This window comes from Rhodobacter xanthinilyticus, assembly GCF_001856665.1.
Taxonomy (GTDB): domain Bacteria; phylum Pseudomonadota; class Alphaproteobacteria; order Rhodobacterales; family Rhodobacteraceae; genus Rhodobacter; species Rhodobacter xanthinilyticus.
The window spans coordinates 1966723-1987880 of sequence record NZ_CP017781.1 but is presented as its reverse complement, the minus strand read 5'-3'; the positions used below and the strand labels follow the sequence as shown (position 1 = coordinate 1987880).

Annotated in this window: 21 protein-coding genes; 18 read left to right on the top strand and 3 right to left on the bottom strand. The window is 69.2% G+C overall.

Annotated elements, in window-relative coordinates:
* Positions 1-75 precede the first annotated feature (75 nt).
* The 8 genes from LPB142_RS09745 (at position 76) to LPB142_RS09710 (ending at position 9160) form a co-directional block, all read left to right on the top strand.
* Positions 76-843, top strand: a complete 768-nt coding sequence (locus tag LPB142_RS09745; RefSeq protein ID WP_068767078.1) for an SDR family NAD(P)-dependent oxidoreductase — start codon at positions 76-78, stop codon at positions 841-843.
* Positions 844-854: 11 nt separating this feature from the next.
* Entirely contained in the window at positions 855-2048 is a 1194-nt protein-coding gene (locus tag LPB142_RS09740; protein ID WP_083392764.1) for an acetyl-CoA C-acyltransferase, read from the top strand.
* A gap of 203 nt (positions 2049-2251) precedes the next feature.
* Positions 2252-3280: a BMP family protein gene (locus tag LPB142_RS09735; RefSeq protein ID WP_083392654.1), complete on the top strand. Its 1029-nt coding sequence runs from the start codon at positions 2252-2254 to the stop codon at positions 3278-3280.
* A gap of 2 nt (positions 3281-3282) precedes the next feature.
* The gene (locus LPB142_RS09730) at positions 3283-4851 is read left to right on the top strand and encodes an ABC transporter ATP-binding protein (RefSeq protein WP_071166253.1); all 1569 of its coding nucleotides are present in this window, start codon (positions 3283-3285) and stop codon (positions 4849-4851) included.
* Complete coding sequence (locus tag LPB142_RS09725; RefSeq protein WP_068766945.1) at positions 4841-5890, top strand: ABC transporter permease; 1050 nt, start codon at positions 4841-4843, stop codon at positions 5888-5890. Before LPB142_RS09730 ends, LPB142_RS09725 begins: the two co-directional genes overlap by 11 nt.
* Positions 5890-6834 carry an ABC transporter permease gene (locus LPB142_RS09720; RefSeq protein WP_068766944.1) on the top strand — a complete coding sequence of 315 codons (945 nt, stop codon included), beginning with the start codon at positions 5890-5892 and terminating at the stop codon, positions 6832-6834. Before LPB142_RS09725 ends, LPB142_RS09720 begins: the two co-directional genes overlap by 1 nt.
* Complete coding sequence (locus LPB142_RS09715; protein ID WP_156894440.1) at positions 6834-8111, top strand: amidohydrolase family protein; 1278 nt, start codon at positions 6834-6836, stop codon at positions 8109-8111. Before LPB142_RS09720 ends, LPB142_RS09715 begins: the two co-directional genes overlap by 1 nt.
* 8 nt (positions 8112-8119) lie before the next feature.
* Positions 8120-9160: a GlxA family transcriptional regulator gene (locus LPB142_RS09710; protein WP_071166251.1), complete on the top strand. Its 1041-nt coding sequence runs from the start codon at positions 8120-8122 to the stop codon at positions 9158-9160.
* 112 nt (positions 9161-9272) lie between these two features.
* On the opposite strand, the gene LPB142_RS09705 is transcribed toward LPB142_RS09710, so the two are convergent.
* Both LPB142_RS09705 and LPB142_RS09700 read right to left on the bottom strand, forming a co-directional pair.
* Positions 9273-11363, bottom strand: a complete 2091-nt coding sequence (locus tag LPB142_RS09705; RefSeq protein ID WP_071166250.1) for a TRAP transporter permease — start codon at positions 11361-11363, stop codon at positions 9273-9275.
* Positions 11364-11474: 111 nt separating this feature from the next.
* Positions 11475-12479: a TAXI family TRAP transporter solute-binding subunit gene (locus tag LPB142_RS09700; RefSeq protein WP_068766940.1), complete on the bottom strand. Its 1005-nt coding sequence runs from the start codon at positions 12477-12479 to the stop codon at positions 11475-11477.
* A 251-nt stretch (positions 12480-12730) separates the two neighbouring features.
* Here LPB142_RS09700 and folE point away from each other — a divergent pair, with 251 nt between their 5' ends.
* The 4 genes from folE (at position 12731) to LPB142_RS09680 (ending at position 15969) form a co-directional block, all read left to right on the top strand.
* Entirely contained in the window at positions 12731-13456 is a 726-nt protein-coding gene (gene folE / locus LPB142_RS09695) for a GTP cyclohydrolase I (protein ID WP_068766939.1), read from the top strand.
* Between the two features lie 29 nt (positions 13457-13485).
* A complete protein-coding gene (locus LPB142_RS09690) occupies positions 13486-13890 on the top strand; it encodes a DUF2177 family protein (RefSeq protein ID WP_071166249.1) in 405 nt (134 codons plus the stop codon).
* A 243-nt stretch (positions 13891-14133) separates the two neighbouring features.
* On the top strand, positions 14134-15123 hold the full coding sequence (dusA, locus tag LPB142_RS09685) for a tRNA dihydrouridine(20/20a) synthase DusA (protein WP_071166248.1): 990 nt from the start codon (positions 14134-14136) through the stop codon (positions 15121-15123).
* Positions 15124-15156: 33 nt separating this feature from the next.
* Positions 15157-15969: a sulfite exporter TauE/SafE family protein gene (locus LPB142_RS09680; protein WP_071166247.1), complete on the top strand. Its 813-nt coding sequence runs from the start codon at positions 15157-15159 to the stop codon at positions 15967-15969.
* A gap of 95 nt (positions 15970-16064) precedes the next feature.
* On the opposite strand, the gene LPB142_RS19805 is transcribed toward LPB142_RS09680, so the two are convergent.
* Positions 16065-17000 carry a helix-turn-helix domain-containing protein gene (locus LPB142_RS19805; RefSeq protein ID WP_071166246.1) on the bottom strand — a complete coding sequence of 312 codons (936 nt, stop codon included), beginning with the start codon at positions 16998-17000 and terminating at the stop codon, positions 16065-16067.
* A 339-nt stretch (positions 17001-17339) separates the two neighbouring features.
* Between LPB142_RS19805 and LPB142_RS09670 the strand changes: the two genes are divergently transcribed.
* Genes LPB142_RS09670 through LPB142_RS09645 form a run of 6 tightly spaced genes read left to right on the top strand, consistent with a single transcriptional unit; the run spans position 17340 to position 21079 of the window.
* A complete protein-coding gene (locus LPB142_RS09670; protein ID WP_198037822.1) occupies positions 17340-18497 on the top strand; it encodes an amine dehydrogenase large subunit in 1158 nt (385 codons plus the stop codon).
* Complete coding sequence (locus tag LPB142_RS09665) at positions 18494-19051, top strand: MauE/DoxX family redox-associated membrane protein (RefSeq protein WP_083392651.1); 558 nt, start codon at positions 18494-18496, stop codon at positions 19049-19051. The genes LPB142_RS09670 and LPB142_RS09665 overlap by 4 nt, the downstream gene beginning before the upstream one ends.
* On the top strand, positions 19052-19648 hold the full coding sequence (locus tag LPB142_RS09660) for a thioredoxin-like domain-containing protein (protein WP_071166244.1): 597 nt from the start codon (positions 19052-19054) through the stop codon (positions 19646-19648).
* 11 nt (positions 19649-19659) lie between these two features.
* Positions 19660-20193 carry a methylamine dehydrogenase light chain gene (locus tag LPB142_RS09655; RefSeq protein WP_071166243.1) on the top strand — a complete coding sequence of 178 codons (534 nt, stop codon included), beginning with the start codon at positions 19660-19662 and terminating at the stop codon, positions 20191-20193.
* Entirely contained in the window at positions 20190-20639 is a 450-nt protein-coding gene (locus tag LPB142_RS09650; RefSeq protein ID WP_071166242.1) for a c-type cytochrome, read from the top strand. The genes LPB142_RS09655 and LPB142_RS09650 overlap by 4 nt, the downstream gene beginning before the upstream one ends.
* A complete protein-coding gene (locus LPB142_RS09645) occupies positions 20639-21079 on the top strand; it encodes a c-type cytochrome (protein WP_071166241.1) in 441 nt (146 codons plus the stop codon). The genes LPB142_RS09650 and LPB142_RS09645 overlap by 1 nt, the downstream gene beginning before the upstream one ends.
* Positions 21080-21158: the final 79 nt, after the last annotated feature.

Below are 21158 nucleotides of genomic sequence, written 5' to 3'. Positions count from 1 at the left end.
GATGTCATTGTTTGCAAGTCAATTGCGGTGCAATCTGACGCCGCCGCCGGGGAGGGCGGCCTGAGGGAGGATGCGATGCAGATCAGCGAAAGCGTGATCGCGATCACCGGCGCGGGCTCGGGGCTCGGCGCGGCGGTGGCGCGGATGGTGGTCGAGGGCGGCGGGCGCGCGCTCCTGATCGATGTGAACGCCGAGGCGGGGGCGGCGATGGCGGCCGAGCTCGGCGGGGCGGCGCGGTTTCAGCGCACCGATGTGACGAGCGCGACCGAGGGCGCGGCGGCGATTGCGGCGGCGGTGGAGGCCTTCGGGCGGCTCGACGGGCTGGTCAATTGCGCCGGGATCGCGCCGGGCGAGAAGATCGTGGGGCGCGAGGGGCCGCATGATCTCGAGCGGTTCGCGCGCGCGATCGCGGTGAATTTGACGGGCACTTTCAACATGTTGCGCCTTGCTGCGGCGCAGATGGCGGGGAATGCGCCGGGCCCGGGCGGCGAGCGCGGGGTGATCATCAACACCGCCTCGATCGCGGCGTTCGATGGCCAGATCGGCCAGGCGGCCTATGCGGCCTCGAAGGGCGGGGTGGCGGCGCTGACGCTGCCCGCCGCGCGCGAGCTTGCGCGCTCGGGGATCCGGGTGATGACCATCGCGCCGGGGATTTTCGAGACGCCGATGATGGCCGGGCTGCCGGCGGAGGTGCAGGCCTCGCTTGGCGCCTCGGTGCCCTTCCCCTCGCGGCTCGGGCGGGCGGCGGAATATGCGGCGCTCGTGCGGCATATCATGGAAAATCAGATGCTTAACGGCGAAGTGATCCGGCTCGACGGGGCGCTTCGGATGGCGCCGAAATGAGCGGGGGCGAGATGGATCCGGTGGTGATCGTGGGGGCGGCGCGCACGCCGATGGGGGGCTTTCAGGGCGCGCTCGGGGCGCTTGCGGCGGCCGAGCTTGGCGCGGTGGCGATCCATGGCGCGCTTGGCGCGGGGCCGATGGGGGCGGGGCTCGCGGCCGAGGCGGTCGAGGAGGTGGTGATGGGCTGCGTTCTGCCCGCGGGCCAGGGCCAGGCGCCGGCGCGGCAGGCCGCGCTCGGGGCGGGGCTACCGCTTGGGGCGGGGGCGACGACCGTCAACAAGATGTGCGGCTCGGGGATGAAGGCGGCGATGTTCGGCGCCGATCTGATCGCGGCGGGTTCGGCGCGGGTGGTGGTCGCGGGGGGCATGGAGAGCATGTCGAACGCGCCCTATCTTTTGCCGAAAGCGCGGGCCGGGCTGCGGATGGGGCATGGGGCGGTGCTCGATCACATGTTCCTCGATGGGCTCGAGGACGCCTATGACAAGGGCCGCCTGATGGGCACCTTCGCCGAGGATTGCGCCGAGGAATTCGGCTTTTCGCGCGAGGATCAGGATGCGTTTGCGCTGCAGTCTCTGGCGCGCGCGCAGGCCGCGATCGCCGAGGGGCGGTTTCGGGCCGAGATCGCGCCGGTGGCGGTTTCGGGGCGGGCGGGCGCGGTCGAGGTGGCGATCGACGAGCAGCCCGGGCTCGCGCGGCCCGAGAAGATCCCGCAGCTCAAGCCCGCCTTCCGGGCGGGGGGCACGGTGACGGCGGCGAACAGCTCCTCGATCTCGGACGGGGCGGCGGCGCTGATCTTGATGCGCGCTTCCGAGGCCGAGGCGCGGGGGCTCAGGCCGCTTGCGCGGATCGTGGGGCATGCGAGTTTCGCCGATGCGCCGGCGCGATTCCCGACCGCACCGATCGGCGCGATGGAGCGGCTTCTGGCGCGCGTCGGCTGGTCGAAGAACGACGTGGATCTCTTTGAAATCAATGAGGCTTTCGCGGTTGTTGCGATGGCGGCCACGCGCGCGCTCGGGCTTGATCCGGCCCGCGTCAATGTCAATGGCGGGGCCTGTGCGCTTGGCCATCCGATCGGCGCCTCGGGGGCGCGGGTGCTGGTGACGCTTCTGGGCGCGCTCGCCGATCGGGGCTTGCGGCGCGGGGTGGCGAGCCTGTGCATCGGCGGCGGCGAGGCCACGGCGATGGCGATCGAGCGGCTCGACTGAGCCCCGCGACGCCGGGTCGCGCGGGTTTGTGCCCAAATACGCGCCATGGTGCTTGCAAAAGCGGCGATCTGGGTGGAGAGTTTGCGCGCGGCTCCGGCCCCGGTCGGGCCTTGCGGCGCGGGCCTTGACCGGAGGGGGGCGAAAGTTTTTCCATTCGGTCGAATCCCGACCCCGGTCGCTTTACATCCCCTGAGGAGGACCCCATGGCTGCTGATCTGACCCGCTCGTTTGCGCCCTCGCGGCGCGCATTCCTGCAAAGCTCGCTCGCGGTGGCGGCGCTGACCGGCCTCGGCGCGGGGCGTGCGCGGGCCGAGGGCGAGGTGCTCAAGGTCGCGGGGATCTATACCGTCCCGGTCGAGCAGCAATGGGTTTCGCGCATCCATGTCGCGGCGATGGCGGCCAAGGAGCGCGGCGAGATCGACTACACCTATTCGGAAAACACCGCCAATACCGATTACCCGCGCGTGATGCGCGAATATGCCGAGAGCGGCTACAAGCTGATCGTGGGCGAGATTTTCGGCGCCGAGCAGGAGGCGCGCGAGGTCGCCGCCGAATACCCCGAGGTGGCGTTCCTGATGGGCTCCTCCTTCGCGCCCGATGCGGCGCTGGCCAATCTCTCGGTCTTCGACAATTACATCCAGGACGCCTCCTATCTGAGCGGCATCATCGCCGGCGCGATGACCAAGACGGGCAATATCGGCATGGTCGGCGGCTTCCCGATCCCCGAGGTGAACCGGCTGATGCATGCGTTCATGGCGGGCGTGAAGGAAACCCGCCCCGATGCCACCTTCCAGGTGAGCTTCATCGGCTCGTGGTTCGACCCGCCGAAGGCCAAGGAAACCGCTTATGCGATGATCGAGGCGGGCGCCGATCTGCTCTATGCGGAGCGGTTTGGGGTCTCCGATGCGGCCAAGGAAAAGGGTGTCCTTGCGATCGGCAATGTGATCGACACCCAGGCCGATTACCCCGAAACGGTGGTCGCCTCGGCGCTGTGGAACTTCCAGCCGACGCTCGACGCGGCGATTGCGGCGGTCAAGGCGGGCGCCTTCACCGCGGCCGATTACGGGCAATATTCCTTCATGAAGGCCGGGGGCTGCGCGCTCGCGCCCCATGGCACGTTCGAGGGCAAGATCCCGCAAGCCGCGCTCGACAAGGTCGCCGCGCAGGAGGCCGCGATCAAATCGGGCGCCTTCACCGTCGCCATTGACGATTCCGAGCCGAAATCCTCCTGATCATGGCGCAAGAAGCCGGGGCGCAGCCGGTGGTGCTGCGCCTGTCCGAGATCTCGAAGAGCTTCGGCGCGCTCAAGGCGCTCGATGGCGTCAGCCTGAGCCTTGCGCGCGGCGAGGTTCTCGCTCTTCTGGGCGAGAATGGCGCGGGCAAGACCACGCTGATGAACGTGCTCTTCGGCCAATATACCGCCGACCGGGGCTCGGTCGAGGTGATGGGGCGGGCGCTGCCGCCCGGCGCGCCGCGTGCGGCGCTCGCGGCGGGCGTGGGGATGGTGCATCAGCATTTCACCCTCGCGGGCAATCTCACCGTCTGGGAAAACATCGTCCTTGGCACGCAGAGCCTGTGGCGCGGGCGGATCGGGGCGCGCGCGGCGCGTGCGCGCATCGCCGATCTCGCGGCGCGGTTTCATCTCGCGGTCGACCCGGAGGCGAAGGTCGGGCGGCTGAGCGTGGGCGAGCGTCAGCGCGTCGAGATACTCAAGGCGCTTTACCGCGACGCGCGGATCCTGATCCTCGACGAGCCGACTGCGGTGCTCACGCCGCAAGAAAGCGACGCGCTTTTTGCGACGCTGCGCGAGGCGGTGGGGCAGGGGCTCTCGGTCGTGTTCATCTCGCACAAGCTCCATGAGGTGATGGCGATCGCCGACCGGGTGGTGGTCTTGCGCCATGGGCGGATGGTGGCCGAGCGGGCCGCGGCCGAGACCTCGGCGCCCGAGCTCGCGGCGCTGATGGTGGGCGGCGCGCTGCCCGAGAGCGAGATCGCGCCGCGCCCGGCGGGGCCGGCGCTCTTGCGCCTCTCGCAGGTCTCGACCCGGCCCGAGGGCCGCGCGCCGGGGCTGCGCGAGGTCACGCTCTCGCTGCACGCCGGCCAGATCACCGGCCTTGCGGGCGTTTCCGGCAACGGTCAGCGCGCGCTCTCCGATCTCGTCTCGGGGCTGGTGGCGCCGAGCCTTGGCGGCTTCGAGATCGGCGGCGCGCCGGTCTCCCGCTGGAGCCCGCGCGCCGCGATCGCGCGCGGCATCGGCCGGATCCCCGAGGACCGCCACCGCACCGGCACGATCGCCGATTTCGACCTGACCGAGAACGCCGTCCTCGAGACCTATGCGCGCGATTTCGCCCGCCATGGCTGGCTCGACTGGCGCGCCGCGCGGGCCCATGCCGAGGCGCTGATCCGGGGCTATGACGTGCGCTGCCCGGGGCCCGGCACGCGGATCCGGCTGCTCTCGGGGGGCAATATGCAAAAGCTGATCCTCGGGCGCGTGCTCGAGACCGGGCCGCGGATCATCCTCGCCAACCAGCCGGTGCGCGGGCTCGATATCGGCGCGGTGACCTATGTGCACAACCGCCTCGCGGCGGCGCGCGATGGCGGCGCGGCGGTGCTCCTGATCTCGGAGGATCTCGACGAGGTGATGAAATTGTCCGATGTGATCCATGTGATCTCCGAGGGGCGGCTCAGCCCGCCGTTTGCGCGCGGCGCGGTCTCGGTCGCGACCTTGGGGGAATGGATGGCGGGGGCGCATTTCGCGCCCGCGGCGGCCGGGAAAACGGGGGGCGCCCATCATGCGGCTTGAGCCGATCGCGGCGCCCTCGCTCGCGCGCCGTATCCTGCCGCCGGCGCTGGCGATTCTGGGGGCCTTTGTCGTCGCGGCGGTGCTGGCGCGGCTCGCCGGGGGGGCGCCGTTTGCGGTCTTTTCCGGGATCGTGACCGGCGCGGTCGGCTCGAAATTTGCCGCCCTCGAGACGCTCAACCGCGCGACGCCGCTGATCTTCACCGGCCTTGCCGTGGCGGTGGCGTTTCGCGCGAAGCTGTGGAACATCGGCGCCGAGGCGCAGCTTTACGCGGGCGCGCTGGTCACTGCGGTGCTCGGCACCGGCGCTCTGCCCTTGCCCGCGCCGCTTCTGCTGCCCTTGATCTGCGCGGTGGCGATGCTGGCGGGGGCGGCGCTGCTCTTCGGGCCGGCGGTGCTCAAAACCCGGCTCGGCGTCGACGAGGTTGTCACCACGCTTCTGTTGAACTTCATTTTCCTGTTGTTCGTCAGCTATTTGCTCGAAGGGCCGCTGAAAGACCCGATGGGCATGGGCTGGCCGAAATCGGCGCGTCTGGTGCCCGAGGCGCGGCTGCCGCGGATCGTCGAGGGGCTGCGGCTGCATTGGGGGTTCGTGCTCGCGCTGATCGCGGCGGCGCTGGTCTGGGTGATCAACGCGCGCACCACGCTCGGCTTCGAGATGCGCGCGGTGGGCGCGAACCGCGAGGCCGCGCGTTTTGCCGGGATCCCGGTGACCGCGGTGACGCTGAAAACCGCGCTTTTGTCGGGCGGGCTTGCGGGGCTTGCGGGCTTTTCCGAGGTCTCGGGGCTCAAGGGCGCGCTCACGCTCGATCTGAGCCCGGGCTATGGCTATAGCGGCATCGTGGTGGCGATGCTGGCGCTGTTGCATCCGCTCGGCGTGGTGGCGGCGGCGCTCTTTGTGGCGGCGATCTTCGTCGGCGCCGATGCGATGAGCCGCGCGCAAGGCGTGCCGACATATCTCGCCGATATCATGCTCGCCGCGGCGCTTCTCTTCATGGTTCTGGCGATCCTCTTGACGAAATTCCGGGTGGTGAGGGACTGATGGAGATCTTCGACATTCTCGCCTCGGCCGCCTTCTGGGCCGCCGCGATCCGCATCGCCTCGCCGCTCATCTTCGCGACGATGGGCGAGCTGATCTGCGAGCGCGCGGGGGTTTTGAACCTCGGCATCGAGGGGATCATGGTGGCGGGGGCTTTCGCGGGCTGGATCGCGGTCTGGGCGGGGCTGCCGCTTTGGGGGGGCGTGGCGGTGGCCTTTGCGGCGGGCGCGGCGTTTGGGCTCCTCCATGGTGTGCTCTCGGTGCCCTTCGGGCTCTCGCAGCATGTCGTGGGGATCGGCATCACGCTCTTGGCGACCTCGCTGACCTTCTACACCTATCGGGTGGTACTGCCCGAAGTGTCCTCGCCGCCGAAGATCGTGGCTTTCGCGCCCTGGCCGGTGCCGGGGCTGTCGCAGATCCCGCTGCTTGGCCCCGCGCTCTTCACGCAGACCCCGCTGACCTATCTCGCCTTCGGGCTCGTCGGGCTCGTGAGCCTCGTGCTCTACCGCACGCCCCTGGGGCTTGCGCTGCGCGCGGCGGGCGAGGCGCCGGCGGCGGTGGCGGCGCAGGGGCTCTCGGTCACCGGGCTGCGGCTTGGGGCGGTGGTGGTGGGCTCGGGGCTGATGGCGGTGGGCGGCGCGTTCCTGACGCTTTCGGCCTTCGACAGCTTCTTTTTCGACATGGTGAACGGGCGCGGCTGGATCGCGATCGCGCTGGTGGTCTTTGGCGCGTGGCGGCCGGGCAAGGCGATGCTGGGCGCGATCCTCTTTGCCGCCTTCGACGCGCTGCAAATCCGGTTGCAACAGACCGCGCTCGGCGCTTTGGTGCCTTATCAGGTGTTCCTGATGCTGCCCTATGCGCTCTCGATTCTCGCGCTCGTCGCCATGTCGCGGCGCGCCGAGGTGCCGGCGGCGCTGATGGTGCCGTTCAACAAGGGGGAAAGATGATGCTCGATCTGCTGGTGCGCGGCGGCACGCTGCCCGATGGGCGGGTGGCCGATATCGCCATTCAGGGCGACCGGATCGTCGAGATCGCGCCGCGGATCGAGGCCGAGGCGGTCCGGGTGATCGAGGCGGCGGGCGATCTCGTCAGCCCGCCCTTCGTCGACCCGCATTTCCACCTCGATGCGACGCTGAGCTACGGGCTGCCGCGGGTCAACGCCTCGGGCACGCTTCTCGAGGGGATCTCGCTTTGGGGCGAGCTGCGCGATCTGGCCACGGTCGAGGAGATGGTGGCGCGGGCGCTCGCCTATTGCGACTGGGCGGCCTCGATGGGGCTTTTGGCGATCCGCAGCCATGTCGACACCACGCCCGATCATCTCAACACCGTCGCCGCGATGCTCGAGGTGCGCGAGAAGGTCAAGGATTACATCGACTTGCAGCTCGTGGCCTTTCCGCAAGACGGGCTGTACCGGGCGCCGAACGGGCGGGCGAACCTGTTGCGCGCGCTCGATATGGGGGTCGGGGTGGTCGGCGGTATCCCGCATTTCGAGCGCACCATGGCGGCGGGCGCCGAGAGCCTGCGCGATCTGTGCGAGATCGCGGCGGCGCGGGGGCTTTGCGTCGATATCCATTGCGACGAGACCGATGACCCGATGAGCCGCCATATCGAGACGCTGGCGGCCGAGACGCTGCGGCTCGGGCTCGGCGGGCGGGTGGTCGGCTCGCATCTGACCTCGATGCATTCGATGGACAATTATTATGTCTCGAAGCTCTTGCCGCTGATCGCCGAGGCGGGGATTGCGGCGGTGCCGAACCCGTTGATCAACATCGTCTTGCAGGGCCGGCACGACAGTTTCCCCAAGCGGCGCGGGCTGACGCGGGTGCGCGAGATGCAGGCGGCGGGGATCGCGGTCGGCTGGGGGCAGGATTGCGTGCTCGACCCGTGGTACAGCCTCGGCACGGCCGATATGCTCGATGTGGCCTTCATGGGGATGCATGTCGCGCAGATGACCCATCCCGAGGAGATGGCGCGCTGTTTCACCATGGTGACCGAGACCAATGCGGCGATCCTCGGGCTTGGCGATTACGGGCTGCGCAAGGGGGCTTTGGCCTCGCTCGTGGTGCTTGATGCGGCGACGCCGGTCGATGCGCTGCGGCTGCGGCCGGCGCGGCTCGCGGTCGTCTCGAAGGGGCGGGTGATTGCCGAGAGCGCGCGCGGCGATGCGGCGCTTGCGCTGCCCGGGCGGCCGGCTTCGGTGCGCCGGCGCGCGCCGCGGCTCTGAGGGCCCCCATGTCGAGCGAGGAGTCCGCCACCGCCGCGGTCGTGCCGATGGGCGCGGCCTTCTTCCCGGTGGCGCCGGGGGCGGTGACGCGCAAATATGCCTTCATCCTGGTGCCGGGGTTCACGCTTTTGGCGTTTTCCTCGGCGGTCGAGCCGCTTCGGATCGCCAATCAGCTCTCCCAGCAGCCGCTTTACCAATGGCGTCTGATGTCGGAGGGGGGCGCGGCGGTGGCCTCGTCTTCGGGGATTTCGGTCTGTGTCGACGGGGCGCTCGCGCCTTTGGGGCGCGATACGCGGGCCTTCGTCTGTGCGGGCAACCCGCCGCAGGCCGCGGCGGCGGCGCCGGTGGTGGCGCTCTTGCAGCGTCATGCGCGCTTTGGCGGCGCGGTTGGCGGGATCTGCACCGGGGCGGTGGCGCTGGCGGCCGGCGGGCTGATCGGGGGGCGCGAGTTCACGCTGCATTGGGAGAACCAGCCCGCCTTTTGCGAGGATTACCCCGAGCTCAGCCCATCGGCGAAGAAATTCGAGATTTCGGGCGGGGTGATGACCTGCGGCGGCGGGGCGGCCTCGACCGACATGATGCTCCAGCTCATTGCCGAGGACCATGGCGCGGAGTTTTCGGCGATGGTGTCGGAGATGTGTCTGCGCAAGGTGATGGTGGGGGTCGAGCAGGAGCAGCGCAGTTCGCTCTCGGTGTTGATCCGCTCGCGCAACCCGGGGTTGTTGCGGATCGTCGGGCTGATGAACGCCCATATCGAGGATCCGCTCACGCTCGAGGATCTGGCGCAGGCGGCGGGCTATTCGCGCCGGCATATCGAGCGGATGTTCCTCTCGGTTCTGGGCGAGACGCCGGGGGATTATTACCGGGGGCTGCGGCTCGACCGGGGGCGGAGCCTGTTGTCGACGACGGATATGGAGCTTCTGGAGGTGGCGACGGCCTGCGGCTTTGGGTCGGTCGCGCATTTCTCCAAGAGCTTCAAGGCGCGGTTCGGGATGGCGCCGACGAAGTACAACCGCCGGCTTGTGCGCGGCGGGCGCCGGGGGGGCTGAGGGCGCTGGCCGAGGCGGGCTGAGGGGGCTCTGCCCCCGGCTGCGCCCCCCCGGGATATTTTCGGCATCGTTGAAGGGGGCGCGGGGGGCGCCCCCTTCGGTTGTTCGGGGCTCAGGCGGGGGCGGCGCCGGGGCCCTTGCCCTTGAAGAGGAGCTGGCGCGCCGCGATCGGGGCGACGAGGCCGAGGCCCACGGCGGTGGCGGTCAGGTTCGGCGCGACGAGCAGGAGCGCGGCCAGGACGAGGACCGCGCGTTCATACCAGTGCAGCGGCGCGAAGAGCCAGCTCGAGACCGCCGAGGCCAGCACCCAGATGCCGAGCGCCGCGCCCGAGAAGGCCAGCGCGAAGGCCTCCCAGGTGAAGCCATCGGTGACGATCAGGAGCGCGGGCTGGAAGGCGAAGACGAAGGGCACCAGCGCCTTGCCCATCGACAGGCGGAAGGCCGTGTTGCCGGCCTTGAAGGCATTGGCGCCCGCGATGCCCGCGCCGGCATAGGCGGCCATGGCGACGGGGGGCGTCACATCGGCGAGCACCCCGTAGTAGAAGACGAAGTAATGCGCCACGAGCGGTTGCACGCCGAGCAGGCCGAGGATCGGCGCCGCCACCGCGACCATGATGATATAATTCGCCGTGGTCGGGATGCCGCAGCCCATCAGGATGCAGACCACCGCCGTCAGGATCAGCGTGAAAAGCAGCGTGAGCGTGGGCACGGTCATCAGCTCGAAGGGCAGGACAGTGAGCAGATCATGGGCCGAGACCGCCCAGCCCTGTGCGATCGAGGTCACCATATAGGCGATCTTGAAGCCGACGCCGGTCAGCGTCACGACGCCGATCACCACGCCCACGAGCGCGGCCGCGGCGGTCACCGAGAGCGATTGCTTGGCGCCGAGGATGAAGCCCTCGAAGACGCCATGCGCGGTGGCCCTGAGGCCCGCGCCGAGGCCGCCCGCGCGGATCTGCTGGATCGCGAGGACCGCGATACAGGCGGTGATCGACCAGAAGGCCGCCGCGAAGGGGGTGCGCCCGGAGAGCAGCACCGCGACGAGGATCGCGAGCGGCAGGACCGAGAGCCAGCCCGCCTTCAGCACTTTCCAGGCGTTGGGCAGCTCGGCCGGCGAGAGCCCGCGCAGCCCGAGCCGGCGCGCCTCGAGATGGACCTGCACCAGCACGCCGAAGAAATGCATGAAGGCCGGCACCAGCGCCGCGGTCAGGATCGTGGTGAGCGGCACGCCGAGATATTCGATCATCAGGAAGGCCACCGCGCCCATCACCGGCGGCGTGATCTGCCCGCCGGTGGAGGCCGCAGCCTCGACGGCGGCGGCGAAATGGCGCGGGTAGCCGATGCGGATCATCGCCGGGATGGTCAGCGCGCCGGTGGTCACGGTATTGGCGATCGAGGAGCCCGAGATCGAGCCCAGTAGCGCCGAGGAGAGCACCGAGACCTTGGCGGGCCCGCCCGCATAGCGCCCGGCCAGCGCCGAGGCGACATCTATGAAGAGCTGGCCGAGGCCAATGCGGGTCGCCATCACGCCAAAGAGCACGAAATGGAACACATAGGTCGCGATCACGCCCAGCGCGGTGCCGTAGATGCCTTGCGAGGTCAGGTAGAGGTGGTTGACGATATTGGACCAGCTCGCACCCGGGTGGACGAGGATGCCGGGCATGGATTTGCCGAAATAGGCATAGGCCATGAACAGGATCGCGATCACCGGCAGCGGCCAGCCCATCGAGCGGCGCACCGCCTCGAGCAGCACCCCGATCAGCACCGTGCCCATGACGATATCGATCGGCAGCGGGTTGCCGACGCGGAAGGCCAGCGCGTCATAGATCCAGGGCACATAGAGCGCGCTGACCACGCCGGCGAGCGCGAGCGCCCAGTCCAGGAGCGGCATCCCGAAGGGCGCGCGCCAGCTCGGCGCGACTTCCTTGCGCCCGAAGGCCGCGAAGCTGAGAAACACCACCATCAGCGTGACGCCCAGATGCAGCCCGCGGTGCACCGTCGCCTGCGGGATGCCGAAGCCGGCGGTGTAATAATGATAGCAGGAGAGCGCGAAGAGGATCACCGAGGCCGCGATCGCGAGCGGCCAGGCCAGCACCCGAAAGCGCAGCTCGGGGTCGAATTCTTCCTCGATCGCCTGCAGCTCATCGGCGCTCAGGTGGCGGATCTCATCATGGTCGCCGGCGGGCGGGCTCTTCTCGGTCATCGGGCTCTCCTTGAGGGGCAGGGGGAGGAAAGGAGTAAAGGAGGAAAGGGCGAGGGGCCGCGATCGCGCGCGGCCCCCCTGATCTTGCGCACAGGGCCGAAGCCTTGCGGGTTATTTCAGAAGGCCGGCTTCCTTGTAGAACTTCTCGGCGCCCGGATGCAGCGGGATGCCGATGCCGTTGAGCGCGCTCTCCTTGGTGATCATCTTGCCCTTGGCATGGCCCGCGTCGAGCTGCTTGCGGGTGGCGTCGTTCCACAGCGCCTTGGTGATCTCGTAGATCAGCTCTTCGGGCTGATCGGCGCTCGTCACCCATTGCGCGCCGACCGAGAGGGTCTTCACGTCGTCGGGGTTGCCCTCATAGGTGCCGCCCGGCACGGTATCGGCGGAGAAGAACTTGAAATCCTCGCAGATCTTCGGGGCTTCCTCGCAGCTGATCGGGATCAGCTTGACGGCATGTTGGCTGGCAAGCTCCGAGATCGCGCCGGCCGGATAGCCGCCGACGAAGAAGAACGCATCCATCGCGCCGTCGCGCATCCGGTCGGCGGCCTGATCGGGCTTGAGATATTCGGGTTTGATATCGCCCTCGGCGAGGCCATAGCCCTCGAGGATGATCTTGGCATCGACGAGCGTGCCCGAGCCCGGCTCATCGAGCGAGACGCGCTTGCCCTTGAGATCGGCCACGCTCGAGATGCCGGCTTCGGCGCTGGCGACGAGGTGGATGCTCTCGGGGTAGAGATTGGCGATCGCGCGCAGTTTCTCGACGGGCGGGTTGCCCTCCCACAGGCCGGTGCCGGTATAGGCCCAGGTTGCCACGTCCGATTGCGAGAAGCCCGATTCCAGCGAGCCGCCGGCGATGGCGTTGATATTGGCGACCGAGCCATTGGCCGAGAGCGCCGAGGCGATCAGCCCGGGCACGCCGCACGAGCCGCCCTCATCGCAGCCGCGCGAGCCGGGCGGGTTGGAGATCGCATTGGCCAGAAGGCCGCCGATCGGGTAATAGGTGCCCGCGGTGCCGCCGGTGCCGATCCGGAAGAACGACATCTGTTGGGCGCCGGCCGCGGCGGCCGTGAGGCCAAGCGCCAGGGCGACGCCGGTGAAAATCTTTTGATGCTTCATCAGATATCCTCGCTGTCAACGGATGAACTGCCCAAGACTACGCCCATTTGTCATGCGTTAACAAGTTTGACCGGGCAGAAAATTTTTCCGCGCCCGCGGGGGCGAAACTTCTGGCGCGAGTGATCCGGGCGGCGGGCTCGGCCGTAGGAAGGGGATCAGCAGGGCCGCGCCGCGCTCTGCGGTGTCCGGGCGGGGCCCGGGTTGGTGGTCACATGGCGCGGGCGCGGCCCGCCGCAAGATGGAGAAAGACGATGCTGGACCGTTCCCTGAGCGATCGGACGCCGCCTGCCGAGGCTCAAGACAGCCTGCCGGTCTCGGAGCGGATCCGGGCGCGGCTGACCGAGAGCGGGCAGCGCTTTCATGCCAATGACAATATCTCCGCGGTGCTGCGCGAGGGCGAGCTCGACGCGCTGCGCGCCGAGGTGGCGGCGCGGATGCAGGGCGTGCTCAGCGCGCTGGTGATCGACACGGCGTCCGACCACAACACCGCCGAAACCGCGAAACGGGTGGCGAAGATGTTTGTCGACGAGGTGTTTGGCGGGCGCTATCGCCCGGCGCCCGAGCTGACCACCTTCCCCAATGTCACCCGCCTCAACGAGCTGATGATCGTCGGCCCGATCACCGTGCGCAGCGCCTGTTCGCATCATCTGTGCCCGATCATGGGCCGGGTCTGGATCGGGGTTCTGCCCAATGCCGGCTCCGAGCTGATCGGGCTGTCGAAATATGCCCGGCTGACCGAATGGATCATGGCGCGCCCGCAGATCCAGGAGGAGGCGGTGGTGATGCTGGCCGATGAGCTCGAGGCGCGGATCCGCCCCGACGGGCTTGCGGTGGTGATGGAGGCCGATCACTTCTGCATGCATTGGCGCGGGGTGAAGGACAGCCAATCGGTGATGACCAATTCGGTGATGCGCGGCGCGTTCCGCACCGATGCGGAGCTGCGCCGCGAATTCCTGAGCCTGCGCCGCGACGCGTGAGTGACAGCCCGAGCCCGACGGAGCCCCCGATGCCCAGCTATGCCGCCCTTTACGCCCTCACCGCCGTCGCCTTTCTGGGGCTCGACATGATCGGGATCCGGCTTCTGATCCGGCCGGTCTTCGAGCGCCATGTCGGGCATCTGCTCGCCGATCCGCTGCGGCTCGGGCCGGCGGCGCTCTTTTATCTGGCCTATGTGGCGGGGCTGTTGTGGTTCGTCTCGGTGCCGGCGCTGAAGGCGGGGGCGCCGCTGCAGGCGCTCGTCGGGGGGATGGTGCTCGGGCTTTTGTGCTACGGCACCTATGAGATGACGAATTACGCGACACTCGAGGATTGGTCGGTGCGGCAGGTGGTGATCGACGGGCTGTGGGGGACGGTGCTCACGGGCTTTGCCGCCTGGGTCGGGGTGGCCGCGCTCACGGGCAAGCTCGCCTGAGCGGCGGGGGCTTGATCTCCGGCCCGCGCGGGGGGCCGGCCCGGGCGGGGCGTGGGCGCAAAGCCCCCTCGGGCCGCCCCCGGCCCGCCAAACGCGCCGCGAAGCCCGGCGCCCGGGCGGCGCGAAACCGGCTCTGGCCCGGCCGTTCGCTGTGACGACGGGTTGCGGGCGGCCCCCGATCGCGGGTAAACCGGCCGGGGGCGCAGGCCCTGTCAGCATCGCCACCAGCTCGTGAACCCGGATATGACATTGCAAACCCGCGCCGCCGCGCGCCTCTCCGTCGCACCCATGATGGACTGGACCGACCGTCATTGCCGGGTCTTCCATCGGCTGATCTCGCGCGAGGCGCTGCTTTACACCGAGATGGTCACCGCGCCGGCGGTGATCCATGGCGATCGCGACCGGCTTTTGGGGTTCTCGCCCGCGGAGCACCCGGTCGCGCTCCAGCTTGGCGGTTCGGACCCGGCCGAGCTCGGCGCGGCGACGCGGATCGCGGCCGAGTGGGGCTATGACGAGATCAACCTCAACTGCGGCTGCCCCTCGGACCGGGTGCAATCGGGGGCCTTTGGCGCGGTGTTGATGAAAAGCCCCGATCTGGTGGCGGAGTGCGTGGCCGAGATGATCGCGGCGAGCCCGGTCGAGGTGACGGTGAAATGCCGCATCGGCGTCGATGAGCAGGAGCCCGAGGAGATCTTGCCGCGGTTTCTCGAGACGGTGGCGGCGGCGGGGGTCAGACGCTTCACGATCCATGCCCGCAAGGCCTGGTTGCAGGGGCTCTCGCCGAAGGACAACCGCGAGATCCCGCCGCTCGATCACCCGCTCGTGCACCGCATGAAAGCGGCCTTCCCGGAGCTGCATCTGTCGCTCAATGGCGGGATCGCGAGCCTCGCGGCGGCCGAGGCGGAATTGGCGGCGGGGCTTGACGGGGTGATGGTCGGGCGCGCGGCCTATCATGAGCCGATGAACATCCTCGGCGCGGCCGATATGCGGATCTTTGGCGCGGGCGCCGAGGCCGACCCGTTTGCGGTGGCGCGCGCGCTTTTGCCCTATATCGAGGCCCATCTCGTCGCGGGTGGGCGGCTTCATCAGATCTCCCGGCATATCCTCGGGCTCTTTCATGGCCGGCCCGGCGCGCGGCTGTGGCGGCGGGTGCTCTCCGAGGGGGCCTGCCGCGAGGGGGCGGGGGTCGAGCTTGTCGAGAAGGCGCTGGCCGAGGTCGAGGCGGCGCGGTAAGTCTCGCGGGTTGGCCTTGAGGGGAGCGAGAGGATGGATCTGAGCACGCTGGCGCCGCTTGTGGCGATCTTGATGGCGGTGGGGGTGTTCGCGGGGGTGCTTGCGGGGCTCTTGGGCGTTGGCGGCGGGATCGTTCTGGTGCCGGCCTATTTCTATCTCTTCTCCGGGCTCGGCTATGGGTCGGAGGATCTGATGCAGATCTGCGTGGCGACCTCGCTCGCGACGATCATCGTCACTTCGGCGCGTTCGGTGATGGCGCATCACCGCAAGGGGGCGGTCGACTGGACGATCTTGCGGCAATGGGCGCCGCCGATCGCGGTCGGAGCGGTGGTGGGGGTGCTCGTGGTGGCGCAGCTCCATACCCGCAGCTTGCAGATCATCTTCGGGGGGATGCTGATCTCGATCGCGCTTTACATGATCTTCGGCAAGGCGAGCTGGCGGATTTCGGATCATCTGCCGGGGCGGGGGTTTCGGCTTTCGTTCGGGCCGGTGATGGGGTTCATCTCGGTGCTGTTGGGGATCGGCGGGGGCTCGATCGGCACGCCGATGCTGACGCTGCATGGGGTGCCGATCCACCGGGCGGTGGCGACCTCGGCGGGGTTCGGGGTCACGATCGCGCTGCCCTCGGCGGTGGGGTTTCTGCTCACGCCGGTGGCGGCGGCGCCGCCCTGGACGTTGGGGGCGGTGAATATCCCGGCGTTCTTGATCACCATCGCGATGACCACGCTCAGCGCGCCCTGGGGTGCGGCGCTCGCGCATCGGCTCGATGCGAGGCTTCTCAAGCGGGTGTTTGCGGGGTTTCTGTTGCTGGTGGCGCTCAACATGTTGCGCAAGGCGCTGATGTGAGCGGTTGAGCGGGGGTTTTGCACCCCCGCGCCCCCGCAGGGTATTTTGGCATCATTGAAGGGGGGCGGCTCAGGCGGGCCGCTCAGGCAGGCGGCTCAGGGGCGGGCGCGTTTGCGCGTGGCCGAGGGGCTTTCGCCGAATTGGGCGCCATAGGCGGCCGAGAAGCGCCCCAGATGGGTGAAGCCCCAGGCCATGGCGATTTCGGTCACGGTGCGTTCGGGGGGGGCGGCGAGCAGGGCGCGGCGCGCGCCGTCGAGGCGGTAGCGGCGCAGCCAGTCGGTGGGGCCGAGGCCGGTCGTGTTGAGAAAGGCGCGGCGCAGGGCGGGCACTTCGAGGTCGAGGGCGGCGGCGAGGGCGGAGACGGTCGGGGTTTCGAGCGCGCCGTCGCGGGCGAGCGCCTCGGCGCGGCGGAAGATGCGGTAATCGGCGCGGCAGGCGGGGGCGAGGGCGCGCGCCTCGCGCCGGGTGCGGCCCCAGAGCCGGCCGAGGTTATAGAGCATCAGATCGGGGATCAGGGCGCTCATCGGGGCGGGTTCGCGCAGCAAGAGCGCGAACCATTCGGCGAGCGCGCGGATCTCGGCGGCTTCGGGCAGGGCGAGGAAGGCGGTTTCGAGCAGGAGGCTGCGCGGCGGCTCGCCCAGATCGCGGGCGAGCAGCTCGGTATCGGCCTCGACCATCAGCACCTCGGCGCCGGCGGGCAGGACCGCGAGATGTTCCTCGCCGCCGCGGATGAAGCCGGTCAGCCCCGCCATGCAGCTTTGCGCGTTGAACCGCCAGGGGCCGGCGGGCACCAGCGTCTGGCAGAAGATCACCCGGCCCGCGGGGGGGGCGGTGCTTTGCTCGACCGCGCAGGCGACGCTTTCGCGCGAGATCGCGAGGCCGGGCAGCTCCAGCCGGTCGATGCGCCCGGCATAGGGGCCCGGGTCGCATTGGGCATAGCGTTGCTCCCAGCCGATCAGGCCGCGCTCCTGTTCGGAGCTGTCGGCGTAGCGGTGGGAGCTCAGGCGATGGGGCGCGGGAATCGGGGTCATGGCGGGTGGCTGATGGGTCCGGGGCGGGCAGGGCGCGCGGGCGCGGCGGGCCTTGGCCCGGGCGACGGCGCCCCGGTATCGCGCGCCGCGCTGCGGCATCTGTAAAGCCCGGGGGGCGGATCGCGGGCGGTTTGCTGCGCGGATGCGCCGGCTCTGGCGGGAAATGCGCCGGCGCCGCGGCGGGCTGCCCGAAATTTGATCAAATCGCGCGAATCACCGGGGCGGGCTCTTTCGCGCTTGCCTGAATTTTAAGCGCAATTGGCGGGCTGCGCCGGATAGCCGCCGCCGCCCGGGCTCTTCTAGCCTGAGCGAAGACCCCAACCGATGGAGTGACTGCCCGTGTCTGATCCGACCTTCCCCCGCCGCGCCTTGCGGCCCCTGATCCTCGCGCTGCCGCTCGGCCTCGCGCTGCTGGCCCCGGCGCTCGCCGAGGAGTTCACCCCCGAAGTCGTCACCACCAAGGAGACCATCGACCCCGGCGCGAATGTCTTTGTCTCGCAGCAACAATGGATCGGCGCCGGCTCGATCGCGGTTTTCGATCAGGAAACGCTCAAGCTCAAGGAGCTGTTGCCGACCGGCGCGATGAGCCTGATGCTGATCTCGCCCGACGGCAAGACCGCCTGGGCGCAGAGCTCGTTCATGAAGCGCATCACCTATGGCCCGAACGAGATGGTGCTGACCTCCTATGACATCCCGACCGGCAAGATCGGCCCGGAGGTCGTCTTGCCGCCGAAGGCCGCGATGGCGCTGGGCTATTCGTCGCTCCTCAAGGTCACCGCGGATGGCAAGTTCATCCTCGTGCAGAACGCCACGCCCGCCTCCTCGGTGACGGTGGTCGATCTGGCCAAGGGGACGGTCGCGCAGGAGCTGCCGACGCCCGGTTGCTGGGGGATCTACCCCGCGCCCGAGGGGGCGAAATTCTCGACGATCTGCGGCGATGGCTCGTTTGCGAGCTACACGCTCTCCGAAGATGGCGCGAGCGCCGAGAAGGCCGCGAGCGCGCCGGTCTTCGACCCCGAGGCCGACCCGATCTTCATCCAGGAGGCCCGGATCGGCGACACGCTCTATTTCGTGACCTATGGCGGCAAGCTGATCGGGGTCTCGGACAAGGGCGCGGCGCCCGAGAAGGTCTCCGAGGCCGATTTCGTCGCGGGCACCGAGGGGGCCTGGGCGCCGGGCGGCTATAACCTGCTCACCGCCAATGCCGAGAAGGGCGTCCTTTTCGTGACCATGCATCCGGGCGCCTATGACGGCAGCCACAAGCTCGCCTCGAAGGAGATCTGGGCGATCGAGGCGGCCTCGGGCAAGGTCTTGGCGAAATCGGAGGCAGAGGGGCTCGGCTCGATCTCGGTGACGCCGGGGGCGGAGCCGGCGCTCTTTGCCACGACCGAGGAGGGCCATCTCTACAAGTTCACCATGGATGGCGATTACAAGCTGACCAAGGCGGGCGAGGCGGGGCTTGCGGGCTTTGCCATGCATGTCGCGGTGGTCGAATGAGCGCGCTGGCCGATGGCGCGGCGATGGCTGCGCTCGCCTCGGCGGCGGTGGCGGCCTTCGCGGCGTTTCTCTTTGCGCGCGCCGCGCTCCACAAGGGCTGGGATTTCACCGCCTTCACCGGCTTCGTGCAGGATTATGCGCTCCTGCCCGAGCGGCTGGTGAAACCGGCCTCGGCGGCGCTGATCGGGGCCGAGGGGGCGGTGGTGGGGCTGATGCTCCTGCCCGGCGGGCGGGCCTTCGGGCTCATCCTCGCGGCGGCGCTGGTCGGGCTCTACGCGGTGGGCATGGGCGTCAATCTCGCGCGTGGGCGGCGGCATGTGGAATGCGGCTGCGGGGGCGCGGTGCAACCGATCACGCCCGCGCTTTTGGTGCGCAACGCGGTGCTGGCGGGGCTCTTTCTCTTCGGCGCGGCGCTGCCCGCGGCGGGGCTGGGCCTGGCCGAGACGCTTGCGGCTCTCGCCGCCGCGCTGATCGCCTTCGCCGGCTATGTGATGGCCGATCAACTTCTCTCGAACGCCGCCTATCTGGTGCGGCGCGAACAAGGAACCCATTGAATGACTGCTCTGACCTTTCTCGTGGCCGTGCTCTTTGCGATGGTGATCGCGCTGACGGTGGCCGTTTTCGCGCTGGCGCGGCAGGTGGGGGTGCTCTTCGAGCGCATCGCGCCGATGGGGGCGCTCGTCAATGACAGCGGCCCGAAGATCGGCGAGGCGAGCCCGCGGTTTACCCTCGAGACGCTGACCGCCACCGCCCCCGTCGTGATCGGCCCGGCCGAACGCGCCAAGCTCGTGTTCTTCCTCTCGCCGACCTGCCCGGTCTGCAAGAAACTCCTGCCGATCCTGAAATCGGCGCGGGTCGAAGAGGCGGGCTGGCTCGATGTGGTGCTCGCCTCGGATGGCGAGGAGGCCAAACTCAAGCGCTTCATCGACACCGCGGAGCTCGGCGATTTCCCCTTCGTCAACTCGACCGAACTCGGCCTTGCCTATCGCGTCGCGCGGCTGCCCTTCGCGGTCGTGCTGGCCCCCGATGGCACGATCCGCTCGAAAGGGCTGATCAACTCGCGCGAACAGCTCGACAGCCTGTTCAACGCCCATGACCTCGGCGTGCCCTCGATCCAGAGCTGGCTCGACCGCCCGGCAATCACCTCCTGAGGAGCAAATCCATGAGCATTTTCGACAAGATCACCGACTGGATGGACCGCGCCACCGAAGCGGGCGTGCGCTCGGTCGCGCATAAATCGGGCCGGCGCAGCTTCCTTGCGCGGGCGGGGCTCGGCCTCGTGGGCGCGGCGGTGCTGCCGGTGCTGCCCTTCGATCGCTCGGGCAGCGGCGGGCGCGCTTTCGCGGCGCAAACCTCCGATGAATATGCCTGCGATTACTGGCGCTATTGCGCGCTCGACGGCAACCTGTGCAACAGCTGCGGCGGCACGCTGACGCAATGCCCGCCGGGCTCGGAGGTCTCCAAGGTCAGCTGGGTCGGCACCTGCACCAACCCCACCGACGGCAAGGATTACCTCGTCTCCTACAACGATTGCTGCGGCCGCTCGGAATGCGACAACTCGCCGTTTTGCAACTCGAACGAGCGCGAGCGTCCCGGCTACCGGATGGGCCTGCACAACGACATCAACTGGTGCATGGCGAATGCGAGCCAGGGCTATCACTGCACCGTCGCGGCTCTGGTGGGGATCGCCGAATGAGCTCGACCCTGTTTGCGGGGGCCCTCGTGGCCCTCGCTCTCTCGATGGGCGCCTCCGCGGCGCTGGCCGCCGAGGGCGCCACGATCTTCGCCGATGTCTGCGCGGCCTGCCATGGCCCCGAGGGCGTCGGCACCCCGGGCGTCGCACCGCCCTTGCAAGACCCGCCGCTCTGGGCGGCCTTGGGCGACAAGGCGCCGGGCTTTGTGGCAGGCGTGGTGATCTCCGGGCTCTCGGGCACGATCATGTCCCAGGGCGTGGGCTATTACGGCCTCGTGATGCCGCCGCAGAGCGACTATTCCGATGAAGATCTCGCGGCCGTGGCGAGCTATGTGCTCAAGGATCTCGCCAAGGTCGAGGGCGTGGTGACGCCCGAGATGGTGGCCGAACGCCGCGCCGCGCCGCTCAGCCACAAGGAGCTGATGGCGATCCGCGGGGGAGGGATGTGATGCGGCTGGCGGCTTATCTCGTGCTCGCACTCGGCGCCGCCCCGGCGGGCGCGGCCGAACTCTCGGCGCAAACCAATTTCGTGCTGCGCTGCACCGGCTGTCACGGCATGGACGGCTCGGGCAGCGAACAGGCCGGCATCCCCGATTTCCGCGGCTATGTCGGCTCCTTCGCCCGCTCCGCGGACGGCCGGCGCTACCTGATGCATGTGCCCGGCGTGGTCAGCTCCTCGCTCACCGATGCCGAGATCGCCGCGGTTATGAATTACGTCATGACGACCTATGCGGGCGCCTCGCTTGCTCCCGAGGCCAAACCCTTCACCGAGGCCGAGGTGACGCAATTGCGCGCCGAGCCGGTCAAGGATGTCGTCGCCCTGCGCCGCGAGGTCGCCGCGCGCTACAAGGCCGATGGCTGGCCCGTCGCGGGCTATCCCTGGCCCTGAGGCCCGGCTTTCATCTTGCCAGAAATATCCTGCGGGGGTCCGGGGGTGCAAAACCCCCGGGCTCTCCAGAGGCACACCG